Origin of the sequence: Saccharopolyspora sp. NPDC002686, assembly GCF_040295745.1 — a bacterium.
GTDB lineage: Bacteria > Actinomycetota > Actinomycetes > Mycobacteriales > Pseudonocardiaceae > Saccharopolyspora > Saccharopolyspora oryzae.
In genome coordinates, this window is record NZ_JBEOVY010000137.1 from 1 (window position 1) to 18,390 (window position 18,390).

Here is an 18,390-nt window from a genome sequence, read left to right on the forward strand (position 1 = left end):
GGACAACATCCGCAATTTCAATGGAAATCGGAGGTCCGATTTCCATTGAAATTGCGGAACTCCGGGTCAGGACTTGACGCTGCCCGCGGTGAGGCCTCCGACGAGGAAGCGCTGGACCAGGTAGAACACGACCACCGCGGGGATCGCCACCAGGACCGATGCCGCGGCGAGGTGGCCCCACTCCGCCCGGTTCTGCTGGACGAAGACCTGCAGTCCGACCGCCAGGGTCTTCGAGCGGTCCTCGGCGGACAGGAACGCCGAGGCGAAGGCGACTTCGCTCCACGCGACGATGAACGAGTAGAACGCCGTCACCGCCAGCCCCGGCCTGGCCAGCGGCAGCACCAGGCGCCAGAACACGCCGAACGGCGAGAGCCCGTCCACCCGTCCCGCCTCGTCGATCTCGCCGGGGATCCCGTCGAAGTAGCCCTTGAGCATGTAGGTGCAGAACGGGATCGCGGTGCTGCAGTACACCAGCACCAGCCCGAGCGCGCTGCCCTGCAGCCCCAGCGCCAGCAGGATGTTGTACAGCGGCACGATCAGCACCGCGAACGGGAACATCTGCACGACCAGGAACGACAGCAGCAGCCAGCCGCGACCGGGGAAGCGGAAGCGGCTGGCCGCGTAGGCGGTGGTCGCCGCCAGCAGCACCCCGAGCACGGTGGTCAGCGCCGCGATCAGCACCGAGTTGCCGAACCAGCTCAGGAACGATCCCTTCGCGCCGGAGAGCACGTCCCAGTAGTTGTCCACTGTGGAATCCGCGAACAGCGTCGGCGTCGGCTCGATCGCCTTGTCGTCCGGTTTGAACGACACCACCAGCACCCAGAACACCGGGAACACCGCGATCAGCGACGCCACCACGAGCGCCGCGTGCAGCCCGATGCTGGCCGCGGTGGATCGCTCGCGCCGCACCGCGGTCCGGGTCGTCGCGGTCGTGGCGCGCAGCGAGGCCGCGTCGATGGACATCTCAGAGCACCTCCCCGTGCCGGCGCATGGCGCGGCGGTAGATGGCGGCGAACACCAGCAGGAGCGAGAGGATCAGCACGCCGTAGGTCGAGGCGAGCGCGTAATCCCTGGTCGCACCGGAGAAGAACCGCTCGAAGGCGTAGGTGACCAGGATCCGGGTGTGCGGGTTGTTCTCGGTGATCAGGTAGATCACCGGGAACATGTTGAACGTCCAGATCACCCCGAGCAGCACCACCGAGCTCGACACCGGCCGCAGCCCGGGCAGCGTCACGTGCACGAACCGCTGCCACGGCGTCGCCCCGTCGATCTCGGCCGCTTCGTGCAGGTCGGACGGGATGGACTGCAGACCGCCCAGCAGCGCCACCATCATGAACGGCACGCCCAGCCAGACGTTCACCACGATCACCGACACCAGCGCCAGGTCGGACTGCCCCAGCCACACCTGCGGCGGCAGCCCGAGCGACTCCAGGGCCCAGTTGATCAGCCCGTACTCGGAGTTGAACAGGTACCGCCAGGCGAACGCGCTGATGAACACCGGAACCGCCCACGGCAGGATCAGCAGCACCCGGTACAGCCCGCGGAACCGCAGCTGCCGGTTGAGCAGCATCGCCAGCCCCAGGCCGATCGCGTAGTGGCAGAACACGCACGTCGCGGTCCAGACGACGGTCCGCGCCAGCGTCGTCCAGAACGAGCCGTAGGCCGGATCCCCGGACAGCACGTGGAGGAAGTTGGCCAGCCCGACGAACTCGTAGCCGGCATCCCGGTCCAGCACCGGGTTGGCGATGTTGGTGTCGTTGATGTCGGTGAACCCGAAGAACAGCCCCTGGACCAGGGGGAGCACCACCAGCAGCGCGAGCACCGCGACCACCGGGAGGACCATCGCGTAGGCGAACCAGTGCCGTGCGAGCACTTTCGTGAACCGCATGGCGACCTCAGCGCTGCGAGTAGTCGGGGAGGACGGAGGTCTTGTAGGTGCCCGCGAGCTCGTCGAGCGCGGCACCGGTCTCCTTGCGCCCGGACAGGATGTCGCCGTAGGCGGTCTGCAGCGGCTCGAGCAGCTCGGCGTTCTCCGGGATCCACGGCCGGTCGTGCGTGTCGGCCACCAGCGGCCGGAACGCCGAAACCACCGGGTTCTGCTTCACCGCGGGGTCGTCGTAGGCGGACTGGCGGGTAGGCAGCAGGCCGAGCCGCGCGGCGATCTTCGCCTGGTTCTCGGTGCTGCTCATGCACTGGATGAACTTGACCGAGTTCTCGGTGGCGTCGCTGCCCTGCCGGATCACGTAATCGTGGCCGCCGACCGGCGAGGTGCCGGAGCCGGGGACCGGCGCGATGCCGAGGTTGCCCGGGTCGGCGAACTGCTCGGACTGGGTGTATTCCGCGACCGCCCACGGCCCGTCGACGACCATCGCGACGTCGCCGGAGGTGAAGGCGGCCTTCATCGTGGTGTAGGAGTTCGGCTGGTCGAGCGCGGTGCGGGCCGCCCCGGCGTCGAGCAGGTCCTTGGCCGTCTGCAGGCCGCGCACCGCATCGGGGGAGTTCACCGTGATGGTCCGGGTCCTGGTGTCGACCAGGTCGCCGCCGTGGCTGTAGAGGAACGGCAGTGCGTAGTACTCGTCGTTGTTGATGAACAGAGCCCGATCGCCGCCGAGCTTCGGCGCGATCGCCTCGAGCTCGTCCCATGCCTTCGGCGGCTGGACGCCGGCTTGCGCCAGCTGCGCCTTGTTGTAGAAGAGCGCGAGCACGTCGGTGACCTGCGGGACGGCGTAGGTCTTGCCCTCGTGCTTGGTCGATTCCAGCGGTGTGGGCAGGAAGTCGGCGGTATCGGCGGCCAACGGGGTGTCCGACAGGTCCTTGATCAGCCCGGCCTTCGCGAGCTGGGCGACCCAGCCGACGTCGGCGCGCAGCACGTCCGGGCCCTGCCCGCCCTGCGCTGCGGTCTTGTAGTTGTTCAGGGTCTGGTCGAACGAGACCGCCTCGACGCGCACCTGGTAACCGCCGGTGCGGGCGCAGTCGGCCGCGATCTCGCGGAACACACCGCTCTCCGACGATCCGCTGGTGTCCCAGAAGACGACCTCGTCGGGGTTGCCGCTGCTGCCGCCGCACCCGGCTGCGATCGCACCGATCAGGCCCAGAGCGACGCCGACCGTGGCCCTCGATCTCATGCCCACACCTCCTGTTTGCAAAATTTTGCGAACATCCGGCGTCAAATTGCATACCCGAGATGTGATGCAAGTCAAGATGTTCAGTAATCTGGCGAGATCTGGACGAGATCCGATGTCGCGAAGTGTTTGCAAAATCTTTCGATCGTGTGCAGGATTGCGGGAGCAGTGGTTCCGGCGCGACGGGAGTCGAGCAGTGGCGGGTCTGGCCGATATCGCCCAGGCGGCGGGGGTGAGCGTCTCCACCGTGAGCCGGGTGCTCAACCGCAAGGCGGGGATCAAGGAGGAGACCCGCCAGCGCGTCCTGGAAGTGCTCAACCAGATGCCGCACACCGCCCGCGGCACCGGCGCGCTGCGCCGCACCGGCGTCATCGGCCTGCTGGTGCCGGAGCTGTCCAACCCGATCTTCCCGGCGTTCGCCGAAGCGCTGGAAAGCCGTGCCTCGCTGGCGGGTTACTCGTCGCTGCTGTGCAACACGCGGGCGGCGATGACCGAGAAGGAATACGTCCGGATGCTGGTCGCCCGCGGTGTCGAGGGCATGATCTTCGTGTCGCCGGAGATCGCCAACCCGGACAACGACGAGCGCCGAACCCGGGGCTACTACGAGGAGTTGCGCGCCGAGGGCGTCCGGATGGTGTTCGTCAACGGCAGCGCGCCGAGCCTCGACGTCCCGGACATCACCGTCGACGAGCACCTGGCCGGCTACGCCGCAGCGCGGCACCTGCTGGAGCTCGGCCACCGCCGCATCGGCTTCGTCAGCGGTCCGGCCCGCGCGCTGCCGTCCCGGATGAAGCGGGCCGGATGGGCGGCGGCGCTGGAAGAAGCCGGTGTGGAGCCGCGCGCGGACCTGGTCGCGCACGCGCCGTTCGGCGCTGAAGGCGGCGCGCAGGCGATGGGCGAACTGCTCGACGGGCCGCGGCCGACGGCGGTGCTGTGCTCGTCGGACGTCATGGCACTCGGCGCGATGCGGGAGGCGAAGCGGCGCGGATCGGCCACGCCGGAGGACCTTTCGGTGGTCGGCTTCGACGACATCCCGCTGGCCGCCTACTGCCAGCCCGCCCTGACCACGCTGGCCCAGCCGATCCACGACATGGCCGCCGCGGCGGTCGACGAGCTGACCCGGCAGCTCGACCCGGACGAGCCGGTGCGGGCCTCGACCGACTTCAGCCGGATGTTCCGGCCCCACCTGATCGTCCGAGAGTCCACCCGGTCGCTCTGAACGGCGCCGGGCCCGAACACCCACGCAGGAGGCGCAGCGAATGTCGAGTTGGTGGCGTGACGCCGTCGTTTACCAGGTCTACGTGCGCAGCTTCGCCGACAGCAACGGCGACGGCATCGGTGATCTGACCGGAATCCGGGAACGGCTGCCGCACTTGGTGGACCTCGGCGTCGACGCCGTCTGGCTGACCCCGTTCTTCCCCTCGCCGATGGCCGACGGCGGCTACGACGTCGCCGACTACTGCGGTGTGGACCCGATGTTCGGCACGCTCACCGACTTCGACGCGCTACTCGCCCGCGCGCACGAGCTCGGCCTGCGGGTCCTGGTCGACGTGGTGCCCAACCACACCTCCGACGAGCACCCGTGGTTCGCCGAGGCGCTGGACGCCGGGCCCGGTAGCCCGGCGCGCGACCGCTACCTGTTCCGCGACGGTCGGGGCGAGCACGGCGAACTGCCGCCCAACGACTGGGAGTCGATCTTCGGCGGTCCGGCCTGGAGCAGGATCGACGACGGCCAGTGGTACCTGCACCTGTTCGACCCGCAGCAGCCCGACCTGAACTGGCGGAACCCGCAGGTGCGCGCGGACTTCCGCAAGGTGCTGGCGTTCTGGCTGGACCGGGGCGTGGACGGGTTCCGGATCGACGTGGCGCACGGCATGATCAAGCACCCGGACCTGCCCGACACCGGCCGCGACGGGCAGATCTCCCTGCTGGGACGCGGGGAACTGCCGTACTTCGACCAGGACGAGGTGCACGAGATCTACCGCGACTGGCGGCAGCTCTTCGACTCCTACCAGGGCGCGCGCATCGGGGTGGCCGAGGCCTGGGCGTCGACCAGCGAGCGGCTGGCCCGCTACGTGCGCGCCGACGAACTGCACCAGGCGTTCAACTTCGCGCTGCTGGAAGCGCCCTGGTCGGCGGCGGAGTTCCGGAAGGTGGTGGCGGAATCCCTGGCCACCACGGCGGAAGTCGGCGCGACCACCACCTGGGTGCTGGGCAACCACGACGTCCAACGCCCGGTGACCCGCTACGGCGGCGGCGAACTCGGCTCGCGGCGGGCCCGCGCGGCGGCGCTGCTCAGCTTCGCGCTGCCCGGCTCGGTCTACGTCTACCAGGGCGAGGAGCTCGGCCTGCCCGAGGTGGTGGACCTGCCCGAGGAGGCGCGCCAGGACCCGATCTGGAAGCGCTCCGGTGGCGAGGAACTGGGCCGCGACGGGTGCCGGGTGCCGATCCCGTGGTCCGGCGACCGGCCGCCCTTCGGCTTCAGCGCGGGGGAGAGCTGGTTGCCCGCGCCGGCGGACTGGGCGGCGCTGACCGCAGAAGTGCAGGCTCGCAGCGAAGGCTCGGTGTTGCGCACGTACCGGGATGCTTTGGCGCTGCGGCGCGAAAACCCAGCGCTCGGCGACGGTGAGCTGGAGTGGGACGACGCCCCGGAGGACGTGTTGATCTTCCGCCGCGGCTCGGATTTCCTGTGCGCCACCAACTTCGGCACCGCACCGGTCGCCCTGGACCTGCCCGGCCGCCTCCTGTGCCGCAGCGATGCCGAAACGACCTGGGACGGCGTGCTCCCGGGCGCGACCGCGGTGTGGTTGGGGAAGATTCACGAAGAATCCGCCCAATAGGTCTGTTCTTCCCGGTTCTGGCGTGGTCGCATGAATCCCCTTGCAGCTGGAGGTGGTTCATGTTCCGACGATTAGGCACGGGCGTGGCGGCACTCGCGCTCGCAGCGCTGGGCGTGGTCGGACTCGGGCAGGCGCCCGCGTCCGCCGCGCCGAACTTCCAGGTCCCCTTCGAATGCGGCGTCACCGTGACGGCCGCGACGTTCAGCGGCCACAACCCGGCGAACTCGGTGGACTTCCAGAAGTCCGGCATCACCGGCATGCCGGTCCTCGCCTCGGCGGCGGGCACGGTCACCCGGGTCGCCGACGAGGGCAGCACCAGCTACGGCCGCTGGATCGAGCTGGACCACGGCAGCGGCTGGCGCACCCGCTACGCCCACCTGTCCACGCAGAACGTCTCGGTGGGGCAGCAGGTGCCCCTCGGCGCGAAGATCGGCACGGCGGGCGCCACCGGCGGCGTGACCGGCCCCCACCTGCACTACGAGCAGCGCCAGGACGGGGTCGCGGTCAAGGCGGTGCTCAACGGCGTCGCGGTGCCCTACTACGACAAGACGTCGTTCACCAGCAAGAACAACTGCGGCGGCAACCCGTACACGCCGACCGAGGTGTGCGGCGCGGGGTACAGCGTGATCAACTCGAAGGGCTTGTCCGGAGCGGGCACGGTCTACCTGCTCTACAACGCCTCGAACCAGAACAACTGCGTGGTGACGCTGAAGTCGACCTCGCTGGGCACGGCGTCCCCGACGGCGGCCTTCCTGGAAGTCCAGGGCAAGACGAGGACGACGGACTCCGGCAACTTCACCTACTACGCGGGCCCGGTCCGCCAAGCGGCCGGAGCGACCTGCGTGAAGTGGGGCGGCTCGGTCGGCTCCAACGCCTACGAAAGCCCCTTCGAACACTGCGGCTGACCAAAACCCCGTGAGTGCGAAAACCACCCAAAACCGGCTTTCGCACTCACGGGGTTCAAGCCGCTGAACTCCTGGAATCGAACCGCACGACCAGTTCCACGCCGAGAGCTCGGGCAAGTCGCTCGAGGAGCGGAATGGTGGGGACGGTGCCCCCGGCTTCGAAGCGTGCCACTGCGGGCTGGGACATTCCTGCAGCCTCGGCCAGTTGAGACTGCGTCCAAGCCCGCTGCTCACGAAGCTCACGAGTGGTTCGGCCCAGTTCGTAGGCGATCCGGGTAGCTTCGTACGCTTCGCTGGCGCCAGGTTCCGCCATGCGGCGATCGCGCAGCGACTCCCATTCTGACTCGGCCACGTCCGTCACTCCCCAATGTCCTCATCCACTGTGTGCCCTTCGCTCAGGCAGCGGCGGAACGCTCGCCACGCCCGGTCGATCTCCCTGCTCTCCCGCATTCGAGTCTTGCGGAAGGCGGTGAGGAGCACGATTCTCCGTCCCGAGGCGATCCAGTAGGTGACACGAACGGGATCCCCGTCGAGGTAGAACCGAAGCTCTCGTAACTTGCCGCGAAGCTGCTTGGTATACGGCTCGCTGAGCAGAGGTCCGTACTCGGCGAGGAGTTCGATGTAGAAGGCGGCTGTTGAGAAGTGCGCAACGGATAGCCCCTCCAACCAACCTCGGATCTCCGGCTCCAGTTCCACGTTACCCCAAGACATATCATCGATGGTATGGGGCTGCTCGATTTCACCAATGGGCGATCACCGGCGTTGCGAGATGATGTCGGGGTCCGTCTCGAGGCGCTACAGCGGCGAGAAGCACTTACGACCGGTGGAAAGCGGACGGCCCGTTCGCCTCGATGGATGAGGTGAACGGGCCGTTCGCTTCGAAACGTCGTCAGAGGCGGACCGGGTAGTGGGGTTCCGGGACCTCGGGGGACAGGCGGCCTTCGATGAAGATGGCGTGCCAGAGCATGAACACCAGCAGGGCCCACAGGCGGCGGCTGTGGTCGAGCACGCCGGAGCGGTGCTCCTCGAGCAGCTGCAGGATCGCCGTGCGGTCGAGCAGGTGGTCGGTCTGCGACTGCTGGATGATGTTGCGCGCCCAGTCGTGCATCTCGTCGCGCAGCCAGTGCTTGATCGGCACCGGGAAGCCCAGCTTGCGGCGGTTGAGCACGTGCGCCGGGACGACCTGGTACATCGCCTGCCGCAGCGCGTACTTCGTGGTCTCGCTGGTGATCTTCTGCTCCAGCGGGACCGAGCTGGCCACCCGGAACACCTCGGTGTCCAGGAACGGCACCCGCAGCTCCAGCGAGTTGGCCATGGTGACCTTGTCGGCCTTGACCAGGATGTCGCCGCGAAGCCAGGTGAACAGGTCCACGTGCTGCATGCGGGTCACCGGGTCCCAGCCCGCCGACTGGCGGTACGGGCCCGCGGTGACGTCGCGGTGCGACACACCCGGGTCGAAGCTGCGCATCACGTTGCGCAGCTGGTCGTCGCGGAAGATCCGCGCGTTGCCGTAGTAGCGGTCCTCCAGGCTCAGCGCGCCGCGGCGCAGCAGGTCCTTGCCCCGCACGCCCTCCGGGATCGCGCTGGAGACCTTGCCCATCGCCTTGCGCAGCGCGCCCGGCACCTTCTCGAACGGCGCCAGCGACAGCGGCTCGCGGTAGATGGTGTAGCCGCCGAACAGCTCGTCGGCGCCCTCACCGGAGAGCACCACCTTGACGTGCTGGCGCGCCTCGCGGGCGATGAACCACAGCGGCACCAGCGCCGGGTCGGCCACCGGGTCGTCCAGGTACCAGACGATCAGCGGCAGCGCCTCCATCATCTCCTCGGCGGAGACGGTGCGGACCACGTGCTTGACCCCGATCGCCGCGGCCGACTCGGCGGCCACGTCGACCTCCGAGTAGCCCTGCCGCTCGAAACCGGTGGTGAAGGTGATCAGGTTCGGGTTGTGCTCCTTGGCCAGCGCCGCGATCGCGGTGGAGTCGATGCCGCCGGACAGGAACGCGCCGACCGTGACGTCCGCGCGCATGTGCTTGGCCACCGAGTCGCGCATCACGTCGACGATCTCGTTGTGCAGCCGCCGCGCGTCGGCGTCGGTGTTGACCGGCCGGGAGCTGAAGTTCGGCTGGAAGTACCGCTCGGTGACCAGGTGGCCGCCGGGGGACACGGTGAACGAGGTGCCCGACTCGATGCGGCGGATCTGCCGGTGCAGCGTCTCCGGCTCCGGCACGTACTGCAGCTGCAGGTAGTGCTGCATCGCCTTGTGGTCCAGCTCTTCGGCGATGCCCAGCGTGCTGGCCAGGCTCAGCAGGCTCTTCTTCTCGCTGGCGAAGGCCGTGCCGCCCGGGCCGGCGGCGTAGAACAGCGGCTTGATGCCGAACGGGTCGCGCGCGCCGAAGACCACCTTGCGCTCGTTGTCCCAGATCAGGAACGCGAACATGCCGCGCAGCCGGCCGACCACGGACGTGCCGAGGTAGTGGTAGGCGGCGACGATCACCTCGGTGTCGCCGTCGGTGGCGAACCGCGCCCCGAACCGCTCGATCAGCTCGGCCCGCAACTCCAGGTAGTTGTAGATCTCACCGTTGAAGTTGATGGTGTAGCGCTGCGGGGTTTCCGGCGGGCCCCAGGTCAGCGGTTGGTGGGAGTGCTCCAGGTCGATGATCGACAGCCGGTTGAAGCCGAAGACGACCTCACCGCCGTGCCAGGTGTCGCTCTCGTCCGGTCCCCGGTGTCGCTGGCACGGCAGCGCGTTGGCCACCGCGGTCTCCGCGAATCCGGCGTTCTCTTCTGTGGGACAGATCAGTCCAAGCAGGCCGCACACGCGTCTGGTGCACCTCTTCGAGTCGGCGGTGTCGTCTTCTCCAAGCCTCCCCCCGAAGGCTCGCCCCAGTATGCCGTCCGCTCGCCCGCGCGCTGCACGCGCGGGGCACGGGCGCACGAACCGGTGGGGCCCGCCTCGCGACCACCGGCGGGTTTCCGCAGGGACGAGCCGTGCGCGGGCGCCGGAGGTCGTAGCGGAGGCGGTGGCCGGGGTTCCGCTGCGTGACCGTTCGCGCGAACGAGTCCGACGATCGACGCCCCCGGAGCAGTATCGCGGCTACACCTGGGCTAGGCTCTGCGCAGGATTCCGGCGGCCGATCCGGGTGTCCAGCTCCCGAGCTGGGCACATTTCATCTGGCCGCACCGGTGAGTTTTGCACGAGGAGGCGTCGCGCAGTGGGCCTGAAGGAGGGGACCCGAGTGCCACGGCTGGTCAAAGTCGCTGGGCTGATCGGCCTGGTTGGTGTCGCGGCCACGGGTTGCACGACCGACGAGGTCTTGCGGTTCGGTTGGCCGGAGGGTGTCACCCCGCAGGCCGAATCGATGCGGACCCTGTGGACTTGGTCGGTCATCGCGGCACTCGTGGTGGGTGTGTTGGTGTGGGGGCTGATCTTCTGGTCGGTCGCCTTCCACCGCAAGAAGAAGGGCGACGAGGAGCTGCCCCGGCAGTTCCAGTACAACCTTCCGCTGGAGATGATCTACACGGCCATCCCGTTCGTGCTGGTCGTCGTGCTGTTCTACTTCACGGCGGTCACGCAGAACTACGTGTTGGCCAAGCCGGCGAAGCCGGACCAGACGGTCAACGTGGTCGCGTTCCAGTGGAACTGGGAGTTCAACTACCCCGGTTACAAGACGCCGGACGGCCAGCCGGTGCGCACCGTCGGCAGCAGCAGCGAGATCCCGTTGCTCGTCCTGCCGACCGACCAGCGCGTCGAGTACCACCTGAGCGCCACCGACGTCATCCACTCGTTCTTCGTTCCGGAGTTCCACTTCAAGCGGGACACCTTCCCGCGCCCGGACAAGAACAACCAGGACGACGTCTTCCAGAACACCATCGAGCGGGAAGGTTCGTTCGTCGGCCGCTGCGCCGAGCTGTGCGGCACCTACCACTCGATGATGAACTTCGAGGTCCGGGCGCTGTCGCCGGACAAGTTCGACCGGTACATGCAGCTGCGCACGCAGGTGAACCCGCAGACCGGCCAGCCCTACACCGCGTCGGAGGCCCTGACCAAGCTCGGCCAGGAGCGGCAGGACTGCGGCGAGCTGTGCGAGCCGTACGCGGTGACCGGCGTTCCGTTCAACACCGAACGCACCGGCGGAGCACCCTCCGGTCAGCAGGTCGGGACCAAGTAGCGGTGCCCTCGACAGGGCGTACGGCGTGAGAGCGAGGACTCCATGAAGATCGAATCCCGGATCTTCAACATCATCACCGTTTTCTTCTTCCTGTCCGCGATCGTGTACGGGCTCTGGTCCAAGGAGCCGGTGGGCACCGTGGCGCTGGTCCTGGTCGGCGGTCTCTCGCTGATCATCGGCAGCTACTTCTCCTTCGTGGCGCGCCGGATCGAGGACCGCCCGGAGGACAACCCGGACGCGGAGATCAGCGACGGTGCCGGTGAGCTGGGCTTCTTCAGCCCGGGCAGCTACTGGCCGGTCGGCTTGGCGGCTGCCGCCGGGTTCGCCGCCGTGGCGCTGGCGTTCTTCCACGTGTGGATGATCGTCTTGGCCGTCGGCTTCATCCTGATCATGGTCGCCGGGCTGGTGTTCGAGTACCACACCGGCCAGAGCAACCACTGACGGACAACTGCGACGCAGGCCCCCGAGTCCCCGGACTCGGGGGCCTGCGTCGGTCTAGCATCGTTCCCGCACCCAGCAGCAGGAGGTTCTTCCCGTGATCACCGCGATCGTGCTGATCCAGACCGCCGCCGACCGCCTCGCCGAAGCGGCCCAGGAGATCGCCGACCTGGACGGGGTCGACGAGGTCTACTCCTGCGCCGGTGACGTGGACCTGATCGCCATGCTGCGCGTCCGCCGCCACGAGGACCTGGCCGACATCGTCCCGGGCCGGATCAACAAGGTGCGGGGCGTCCTGGACACCGACACCCACATCGCCTTCCGCTCCTACTCGCGCAGGGACACGGAGGCCGCCTTCTCCATCGGCCTCGAGGAGGAGTGACCGCTCCGGTCAGCGGAGCTCGGCGCGCAGCGCCGTCGAACTGGCGGCCCAGCGGACCAGGAGGTCCGCTGCGGCGCCCGAGTCGATCGATTCCCCGACGCGCTTCAACGCGGCGCTGAGCTGCTCGTCCAGGCGCTCTCCGGGGCCTTCGTAGGCAACCATGGCCCCGGCGGCGTTGAGCAGCACAGCGTCGCGCACAGGGCCCTTGGTGCCCGCCAGGAGGTCGTGGACCGCCTTGGCGTTCACCGCCGCATCGCCGCCCTGGAGGTCTTCCGGGCGGGCGTAGGGGATGCCGAAGGTCTGCGGATCGATCCGCTCCTCGCGGACCGTGCCGTCGTGGACCACCCAGACCGTGCTGGGCGCCGTGGTGGTGATCTCGTCCATGCCGTCGTCGCCGCGGACCACCAGGGCGGACTTGCCGCGGGCGGCGAACACCTCGGCCACCACCGGGGCCATCCGCCGGTCGGCGCAGCCGATCAGGCCGGCGACCGGGCGGGCCGGGTTGGTCAGCGGACCCAGCAGGTTGAACGCCGTCGGGATGCCGATCTCGCGCCGCGCGCTGCCCGCGTGCTTGAAGCCGGGGTGGAACACCGGCGCGAAGCAGAACCCGATGCCGACCTCGTCGACGCAGCGCCGCACGCCCTCCGGCGGCAGGTCGATAGCCACGCCCAGCTCCTCCAGCACGTCGGCCGTGCCGCACTTCGAGGACGCCGCCCGGTTGCCGTGCTTGACGACGGTGATGCCGGAGGCGGCGAGCACGATCGACGCCATGGTGGAGATGTTCACGCTGCCGGAGCGGTCGCCACCGGTGCCGACGATGTCCACCGCCCGCTGGGCGATGTCGAGCCGGCGGGCGTGCGCGAGCATGGCGTCGGCCATGCCGCGGACCTCGGTCGGCGTCTCGCCCTTGGCGCGCAGCGCGACGACGAACGCCGCGACCCGGGCCGGGGTCGCCTCCCCGGCCATGATCAGGTCCATCGCCCAGGCGGTGTCCTCCGCGGAGAGGTCCTCACCCGCGACCAGGTGGCCCAGCAGTCCCGCCCAGTTTCCCGCCATGGTTCCCACGCTTCTTCTCCGTGCTAGATCAGCGACGACCGCCAACGGCGCCGGGGCCCGGGGCTCGCCGGTACGTCGTCGTCTGGAGTTTCGATACCCGGACCTGGCCGCCGGTAATCCGGGCGGCGCTTCCGGCGGTCCGGTCCTCCTCCGGGGCCTCGGCCGCGCGGGGGAGGGAGGTCAGGCCGGGACCGGCTTGCCGCGGGTGCGCAGCACCTCGGCGACGGTCTCGGCCGCGGCCAGCGGGTCGAGGGGGTGCACCAGCACCGCGTCCGCCTGCGACCAGGTGGCGAGCCATCGGTCGTCCTTGCGGCGCACCGCGACGACCACCGGCGGGCAGTTGTCGATCTCGTTCTTCAGCTGCCGGGACACGCCCATCCCGCCGGTCGGCTGCGCTTCGCCGTCCAGGATCACCAGGTCCGCGTTGCCGGCGTCGACCTCGCTGAGCACGTCGGCGACGGTGCCCGCCTCCACGTAGTTCAGCCGGCCCAGGTCCGGTGCCGGGCGCCGACCGATCGCTGTGATGATCGCCTCCCGGACCTCGGGGCGGTGGCTGAACACGAGAACGTTGGTGGTCGGTGCGCTCATCGACGACTCCTCGGTGTCTGCGGGACGCCCGGGCGGTGGGCCTGGCGAGGTCGCGAACTTCCCCGGATGCTATCGGCCGGACCGGGACGAGCAGTAGTCGCCCGGCGAAATCGATCAGCTCGGCGCGCCCGGCCCGGGCTGCAGCGCGTCCCAGCCGTGGACCTGCCCGCCGTGCCGCTGGGCCAGCCCGGCCATCCGCGAGCTCTCCTGTGAGCAATGCAACGCGTCGAGTTCTTGAACACGCAGCGCGACCACCGCGGTCAGCTCGGTGCCGCCGTCCTCGGCGCCGCGCCCGCCGGGGCGCAGTTCCCAGCCGTCAGCGGCCAGCAGCGCCCGGGCTTCCTCGATCGTGCGATCGGGGAGGGTCAGGTGGTGACGCAGCACCGCAGGTAGTCCGGGTTGCCATTCATCCGCTCGGGCTAGTGCCGCCGAGGCCGCCTCGGCCTCGTCGTAGGCGACCACCACGACCCGGAGGGCGGGGTCATCGGCGCTGATCACGGGCTTGTGGCGGTCGCGTCGGGCGGTCAGGAAAGCCGACAGCCGGGCGCCGATGCCTTTCACGGTGCGTCACCTCCGGATTGCGATCCGATCACCCCTCGGCAGACCTGGTGGACCCGAAGGCGCGAGCGGAAAAGCTGCAAGACATAATGCGTCGCGTGACAACGGCAGCGCCCTCAATCAGTCAACGCGTGCACTCGCTGAACCGACCGAACATGGTCAGCGTAGGCACCATCGTTTGGTTGGCCAGCGAGCTGATGTTCTTCGCTGGGCTCTTCGCCATGTTCTTCACGGTGAAGGCGCAGCACGAGGGCCCGTGGCCGCCACCGCCCACCGAGCTGAACCTCGCTTACGCCCTTCCGTTCACGGTCATCCTGGTCTTGTCCTCGTTCACCTGCCAGTGGGGCGTGTTCGCGGCAGAGCGGGGCGACGTGTTCGGTCTCCGACGGTGGTACGTCCTCACTCTGATCATGGGTGCGATCTTCGTGCTCGGTCAGGCCGGTGAGTACTACACGCTCGTCACCGAACACGCGACCACGATCGCGTCGTCGGCCTACGGCACGGTCTTCTTCATGACGACCGGCTTCCACGGCCTGCACGTCATCGGCGGGCTGATCGCCTTCGTCTTCCTGATCATCCGGACGAAGCTGAGCAAGTTCACGCCCGCGCAGGCCATCGCAGCCATCGTCGTGTCGTACTACTGGCACTTCGTGGACATCGTGTGGATCGGCCTGTTCGCCGTGATCTACCTCGTCCCATGATGACCAGGGGCCGAGTCTCCACGATCGGCTTCTCCGAACGAGGACGAAACCGAACACCCCGAACCGGACAGCAAGGGTTGCCGCTCTCATGACCACCAACAAGAAACGGAACCGCGCGGGCTCGAAGCTCAAGCGGCGGATCTCCGGTGTGCTGGCGCTGGGCATCGCGCTGGTGGGTGCCGGTGGGCTGTACACCGTCGTGACTCCCGAGCCGCAGACCGCGCACGCCGCTGCGGAGCCGGCTCTGGTGAGGCAGGGCGAGCAGCTCTACAACAACGCCTGCATCACCTGCCACGGCGCGAACCTGCAGGGCGTCAAGGACCGCGGGCCGAGCCTGGTCGGCGTCGGCGAAGCCGCCGTGCACTTCCAGGTCTCCACCGGCCGGATGCCGATGGTGCGCCAGGAAGCGCAGGCGATGCGCAAGCCGCCGAAGTTCAGCCCGGAGGAGATCGACGCGCTGGGCGCGTTCGTGCAGACCTACGGCGGCGGACCCGAGTCGCCGAAGCAGGCCGGCGAGGCGCTGCGGGGCCAGAACCCCGCCCGCGGTGCGGAGCTGTTCCGCCTCAACTGCGCCTCGTGCCACAACTTCACCGGACGCGGCATCGCGATGTCGTCCGGCAAGTTCGCGCCGAACCTGCACGACTCGACCGAGCAGGACATCTACGAGGCGATGCTCACCGGGCCGCAGAACATGCCGAAGTTCTCGGACCGGCAGCTCACCCCGGAGGAGAAGAAGGACATCATCGCCTACGTCAAGTCCGTGACCAACGGGAACAACAATCCCGGCGGCAACGACCTGGGTGGTTATGGTCCGGGACCAGAAGGCGTCATCGCCTGGGTGGTGGGCATCGGCGCGCTGATCGGCCTCACCCTGTGGATCGGAGCCAGGGCATGAGTGAGCAGAACAACGAATACACAGAGGCCGAACTGGCCGAGATGAGCCGCGACGAGAAGATGCGGCTCGGCCTGAAGCTCGATGACGTCGAGCTCGTCGAGTACACGGAGCAGTTCCCCGTCAAGGGGACCCGCGCGGAGCGCCGCGCGGAGCGCAACGTGGCGGGCTGGTTCGTCCTGTCCGGCCTGTCGGCGCTCGCGTTCATCGCGGTCTTCGTCTTCTGGCCGTGGAGCTACGTGGCTCCGTCGGACGAGCGCGGGTACTTCATCTACTCGCTGTACAACCCGCTGATCGGTTTCTTCTTCGGCCTGGCGATCCTGGCCGTCGGCATCGGCGTCGTGCAGTACCAGAAGAAGTTCATCCCGCACGAGGTCGCCGTCCAGCAGCGCCACGACGGGCACGGCTCGGACGAGGTCGACCGCCAGACGACCGCCGCCCTGCTGGCCGACGCCGGCGACAAGAGCGGCATCGCCCGCCGGTCGATGATCAAGCGCACCGCCGGTTTCGGCGTCGGCGCGTTCGGCCTCGGCGCCGGTGTGTTCGCGGTCGGCGGCCTGGTCCGCAACCCGTGGGCGACCACCGGTCCGGAGTCGCTGCAGCACACCGGCTGGCTGTCGGAGACCGGCGAGAAGACCTACCTGCGCCGCGACACCGGCAACAAGCACGAGGTCTCGCTGCTGCGCCCCGAGGACATCGACGCGGGCGGTTTCGAGACGGTCTACCCGTTCCGGGAGTCCATGCGGGACACCGAGGAGCTGGAGACCTCGCTGCGCAAGGGCGACGCGCCGGTCATGCTGATCCGGCTCCGCCCGGGCAGCAAGCCGATCAAGCGCAAGGGGCAAGAGGACTTCAACTACGGCGACTACTACGCCTACTCGAAGATCTGCACCCACGTCGGTTGCCCGACCTCGCTGTTCGAGCAGCAGACCGGGCGCCTGCTCTGCCCGTGCCACCAGTCGCAGTTCGACGTGGTCAACACCTACGCCAAGCCGGTCTTCGGTCCGGCGACGCGGGCGCTGCCGCAGCTGCCGATCACGGTGGACGAGAACGGCTACTTCGTGGCCAAGGGCGACTTCATCGAACCGGTGGGTCCGGCTTACTGGGAGCGTAACGCATGAGCTCGATCACCCAACCGACGAAATCGGAGAGCGCCGCGTACCGCAAGATCGCCACGGCGGCTGACGAGCTCGACTCGCGCTACCGGATGGCCAAGGGCATGCGGCGGCAGCTGAACAAGGTCTTCCCCACGCACTGGTCGTTCCTGCTCGGGGAGATCTGCCTCTACACGTTCATCCTCCTGATCGTCACGGGCGTCTACCTGACCTTGTTCTTCGACCCCTCCATGGAGGAGGTCGTCTACAACGGCGTGTACCAGAACATGCAGGGCATCCCGATGTCCCGCGCGTTCGAGAGCACCCTGGACATCTCGTTCGAGGTGCGCGGCGGTCTGTTCGTCCGGCAGCTACACCACTGGGCGGCGCTGATCTTCGTCGCCGCGATGATGCTGCACATGTTCCGGGTGTTCTTCACCGGTGCGTTCCGGCGCCCCCGTGAGGCCAACTGGACCATCGGCGCGCTGCTGCTGATGCTGGGCATGTTCGAGGGCTTCTTCGGCTACTCGCTGCCGGACGACGTGCTGTCCGGTACCGGTATCCGCGCCACCATGTCGGGCATCGTGCTGTCGATCCCGGTGCTCGGCACCTGGCTGCACTGGGCGCTGTTCGGCGGGGAGTTCCCCGGCACCGAGATCATCCCGCGCCTGTACGTGCTGCACGTGCTGATCATCCCGGGCGTCATGCTCGGCCTGGTCGCGGCGCACCTGGCGCTGGTCTGGTACCAGAAGCACACCCAGTTCCCGGGCGTGCGGCGCACTGAGAGCAACGTCGTCGGCGTCCGCATCATGCCGACCTTCGCCCTCAAGGGCGGCGCGTTCTTCGCGCTGGTCACCGGCGTCTGCGCGATCATGGCGGGTGTCTTCCAGATCAACGCGATCTGGCACATCGGTCCGTACAACGCCTCGCAGGTCTCGGCGGCTTCGCAGCCCGACTGGTACCTGATGTGGGCGGACGGCATCCTGCGCGTCTGGCCGGCCTGGGAGCTGTACCTGGGTCCGTACACCGTGCCGCCGGTGTTCTTCGCCGGTGTCATCGGCATGGGCGTCATGTTCACCACGCTGTTCGCCTACCCGGCGATCGAGCGCAAGCTGACCAAGGACGACGCGCACCACAACCTGCTGCAGCGGCCGCGCGACGTGCCGGTCCGCACCAGCCTGGGCGTGATGGCGCTGACCTTCTTCGGCGTGCTGTTCATCTCGGGTGCCAACGACATCGTGGCGTTCCAGTTCAACATCTCGCTGAACCTGATGACCTGGGCCGGCCGCATCGGTCTGCTGGTGCTGCCGCCGATCGCCTACTACATCACCTACCGGGTCTGCCTGGGCTTGCAGCACAGCGACCGCGAGGTGCTGGACCACGGCGTCGAGACCGGCATCATCAAGCGCCTGCCGCACGGTGAGTTCATCGAGGTCCACCAGCCGCTCGGCCCGGTGGACGACCACGGCCACCCGGAGGCGCTGCCCTACCAGGGTGCTCCGGTGCCGAAGAAGATGAACAAGCTCGGCGCGGCCGGCAGCCCGGTCGAGGGCAGCCTGCTCCGCCCGGACCCGGTCGACGAGACCACGACCGCCACCGAAGCGGCGGCGGTGACCTGCGGGTGTTCGGCGGCCTGCGCGACCCG

At 68.6% G+C, this 18,390-nt stretch carries 19 protein-coding genes; 10 read left to right on the forward strand and 9 right to left on the reverse strand.

All coding sequences use genetic code 11. From position 1 onward, the window contains the following. Positions 1-66: 66 nt before the first annotated feature. Genes ABTZ89_RS19280 through ABTZ89_RS19290 form a run of 3 tightly spaced genes read right to left on the reverse strand, consistent with a single transcriptional unit; the run spans position 67 to position 3,125 of the window. The gene (locus ABTZ89_RS19280) at positions 67-963 is read right to left on the reverse strand and encodes a sugar ABC transporter permease (RefSeq protein ID WP_351046460.1); all 897 of its coding nucleotides are present in this window, start codon (positions 961-963) and stop codon (positions 67-69) included. A 1-nt stretch (position 964) separates the two neighbouring features. Then, positions 965-1,888: a carbohydrate ABC transporter permease gene (locus tag ABTZ89_RS19285; protein WP_351046463.1), complete on the reverse strand. Its 924-nt coding sequence runs from the start codon at positions 1,886-1,888 to the stop codon at positions 965-967. A 7-nt stretch (positions 1,889-1,895) separates the two neighbouring features. Then, positions 1,896-3,125 carry an extracellular solute-binding protein gene (locus tag ABTZ89_RS19290; protein ID WP_351046466.1) on the reverse strand — a complete coding sequence of 410 codons (1,230 nt, stop codon included), beginning with the start codon at positions 3,123-3,125 and terminating at the stop codon, positions 1,896-1,898. A 193-nt stretch (positions 3,126-3,318) separates the two neighbouring features. Here ABTZ89_RS19290 and ABTZ89_RS19295 point away from each other — a divergent pair, with 193 nt between their 5' ends. From ABTZ89_RS19295 to ABTZ89_RS19305, 3 genes are read left to right on the forward strand one after another with little or no spacing between them, the layout of a single operon-like run. Beyond that, positions 3,319-4,341: a LacI family DNA-binding transcriptional regulator gene (locus ABTZ89_RS19295; RefSeq protein ID WP_270949454.1), complete on the forward strand. Its 1,023-nt coding sequence runs from the start codon at positions 3,319-3,321 to the stop codon at positions 4,339-4,341. 40 nt (positions 4,342-4,381) lie between these two features. Beyond that, the gene (locus ABTZ89_RS19300) at positions 4,382-5,962 is read left to right on the forward strand and encodes a glycoside hydrolase family 13 protein (protein ID WP_351046469.1); all 1,581 of its coding nucleotides are present in this window, start codon (positions 4,382-4,384) and stop codon (positions 5,960-5,962) included. Between the two features lie 59 nt (positions 5,963-6,021). Then, positions 6,022-6,867: a M23 family metallopeptidase gene (locus ABTZ89_RS19305; RefSeq protein ID WP_351046472.1), complete on the forward strand. Its 846-nt coding sequence runs from the start codon at positions 6,022-6,024 to the stop codon at positions 6,865-6,867. Between the two features lie 55 nt (positions 6,868-6,922). Here ABTZ89_RS19305 and ABTZ89_RS19310 read toward each other — a convergent pair whose 3' ends face one another. From ABTZ89_RS19310 to asnB, 3 genes are all read right to left on the reverse strand, one after another. After that, the gene (locus tag ABTZ89_RS19310; protein ID WP_351046487.1) at positions 6,923-7,180 is read right to left on the reverse strand and encodes a helix-turn-helix domain-containing protein; all 258 of its coding nucleotides are present in this window, start codon (positions 7,178-7,180) and stop codon (positions 6,923-6,925) included. A gap of 44 nt (positions 7,181-7,224) precedes the next feature. Further along, positions 7,225-7,578 (reverse strand): type II toxin-antitoxin system RelE/ParE family toxin, encoded by a 354-nt coding sequence (locus tag ABTZ89_RS19315; protein ID WP_351046475.1) that lies wholly within the window; start codon positions 7,576-7,578, stop codon positions 7,225-7,227. A 178-nt stretch (positions 7,579-7,756) separates the two neighbouring features. Then, entirely contained in the window at positions 7,757-9,685 is a 1,929-nt protein-coding gene (asnB, locus tag ABTZ89_RS19320) for an asparagine synthase (glutamine-hydrolyzing) (protein WP_351046478.1), read from the reverse strand. Positions 9,686-10,079: 394 nt separating this feature from the next. Here asnB and ctaC point away from each other — a divergent pair, with 394 nt between their 5' ends. The 3 genes from ctaC to ABTZ89_RS19335 all read left to right on the forward strand — a co-directional run bounded on the left by ctaC (position 10,080) and on the right by ABTZ89_RS19335 (position 11,856). Further along, complete coding sequence (ctaC, locus tag ABTZ89_RS19325) at positions 10,080-11,036, forward strand: aa3-type cytochrome oxidase subunit II (protein ID WP_270949450.1); 957 nt, start codon at positions 10,080-10,082, stop codon at positions 11,034-11,036. Between the two features lie 42 nt (positions 11,037-11,078). Next, positions 11,079-11,477, forward strand: a complete 399-nt coding sequence (locus ABTZ89_RS19330) for a cytochrome c oxidase subunit 4 (RefSeq protein ID WP_270949449.1) — start codon at positions 11,079-11,081, stop codon at positions 11,475-11,477. Between the two features lie 94 nt (positions 11,478-11,571). Then, entirely contained in the window at positions 11,572-11,856 is a 285-nt protein-coding gene (locus ABTZ89_RS19335; protein ID WP_270949448.1) for an Lrp/AsnC family transcriptional regulator, read from the forward strand. 9 nt (positions 11,857-11,865) lie between these two features. Here the strand turns inward: ABTZ89_RS19335 and trpD are convergent, their stop codons facing one another. From trpD to ABTZ89_RS19350, 3 genes are all read right to left on the reverse strand, one after another. Further along, the gene (trpD, locus tag ABTZ89_RS19340; RefSeq protein WP_270949447.1) at positions 11,866-12,912 is read right to left on the reverse strand and encodes an anthranilate phosphoribosyltransferase; all 1,047 of its coding nucleotides are present in this window, start codon (positions 12,910-12,912) and stop codon (positions 11,866-11,868) included. 180 nt (positions 12,913-13,092) lie between these two features. Next, on the reverse strand, positions 13,093-13,500 hold the full coding sequence (locus ABTZ89_RS19345) for a response regulator (protein WP_270949446.1): 408 nt from the start codon (positions 13,498-13,500) through the stop codon (positions 13,093-13,095). Between the two features lie 114 nt (positions 13,501-13,614). Continuing rightward, complete coding sequence (locus ABTZ89_RS19350; protein ID WP_502949568.1) at positions 13,615-14,052, reverse strand: hypothetical protein; 438 nt, start codon at positions 14,050-14,052, stop codon at positions 13,615-13,617. Positions 14,053-14,147: 95 nt separating this feature from the next. On the opposite strand from ABTZ89_RS19350, the gene ctaE reads away from it, so the two are divergent. The 4 genes from ctaE to qcrB all read left to right on the forward strand — a co-directional run. After that, positions 14,148-14,759 carry an aa3-type cytochrome oxidase subunit III gene (gene ctaE, locus ABTZ89_RS19355; RefSeq protein ID WP_270949502.1) on the forward strand — a complete coding sequence of 204 codons (612 nt, stop codon included), beginning with the start codon at positions 14,148-14,150 and terminating at the stop codon, positions 14,757-14,759. Positions 14,760-14,847: 88 nt separating this feature from the next. Then, positions 14,848-15,654, forward strand: a complete 807-nt coding sequence (qcrC, locus tag ABTZ89_RS19360; protein ID WP_270949445.1) for a cytochrome bc1 complex diheme cytochrome c subunit — start codon at positions 14,848-14,850, stop codon at positions 15,652-15,654. Next, the gene (qcrA, locus tag ABTZ89_RS19365) at positions 15,651-16,772 is read left to right on the forward strand and encodes a cytochrome bc1 complex Rieske iron-sulfur subunit (RefSeq protein ID WP_270949444.1); all 1,122 of its coding nucleotides are present in this window, start codon (positions 15,651-15,653) and stop codon (positions 16,770-16,772) included. Before qcrC ends, qcrA begins: the two co-directional genes overlap by 4 nt. Then, positions 16,769-18,390: cytochrome bc1 complex cytochrome b subunit (gene qcrB, locus ABTZ89_RS19370; protein WP_351046485.1), on the forward strand; the 1,622-nt coding region annotated here is incomplete at its 3' end. The genes qcrA and qcrB, both read left to right, overlap by 4 nt.

Coding starts and splice junctions, on each gene's coding strand:
- ABTZ89_RS19280 (WP_351046460.1), bottom strand. CDS start 963: ATGTCCATCGACGCGGCCTCGCTGCGCGCCACGACCGCGACGACCCGG.
- ABTZ89_RS19285 (WP_351046463.1), bottom strand. CDS start 1,888: ATGCGGTTCACGAAAGTGCTCGCACGGCACTGGTTCGCCTACGCGATG.
- ABTZ89_RS19290 (WP_351046466.1), bottom strand. CDS start 3,125: ATGAGATCGAGGGCCACGGTCGGCGTCGCTCTGGGCCTGATCGGTGCG.
- ABTZ89_RS19300 (WP_351046469.1), top strand. CDS start 4,382: ATGTCGAGTTGGTGGCGTGACGCCGTCGTTTACCAGGTCTACGTGCGC.
- ABTZ89_RS19305 (WP_351046472.1), top strand. CDS start 6,022: ATGTTCCGACGATTAGGCACGGGCGTGGCGGCACTCGCGCTCGCAGCG.
- ABTZ89_RS19310 (WP_351046487.1), bottom strand. CDS start 7,180: ATGGCGGAACCTGGCGCCAGCGAAGCGTACGAAGCTACCCGGATCGCC.
- ABTZ89_RS19315 (WP_351046475.1), bottom strand. CDS start 7,578: ATGTCTTGGGGTAACGTGGAACTGGAGCCGGAGATCCGAGGTTGGTTG.
- ABTZ89_RS19330 (WP_270949449.1), top strand. CDS start 11,079: ATGAAGATCGAATCCCGGATCTTCAACATCATCACCGTTTTCTTCTTC.
- trpD (WP_270949447.1), bottom strand. CDS start 12,912: ATGGCGGGAAACTGGGCGGGACTGCTGGGCCACCTGGTCGCGGGTGAG.
- ABTZ89_RS19345 (WP_270949446.1), bottom strand. CDS start 13,500: ATGAGCGCACCGACCACCAACGTTCTCGTGTTCAGCCACCGCCCCGAG.
- ctaE (WP_270949502.1), top strand. CDS start 14,148: ATGCGTCGCGTGACAACGGCAGCGCCCTCAATCAGTCAACGCGTGCAC.
- qcrC (WP_270949445.1), top strand. CDS start 14,848: ATGACCACCAACAAGAAACGGAACCGCGCGGGCTCGAAGCTCAAGCGG.
- qcrA (WP_270949444.1), top strand. CDS start 15,651: ATGAGTGAGCAGAACAACGAATACACAGAGGCCGAACTGGCCGAGATG.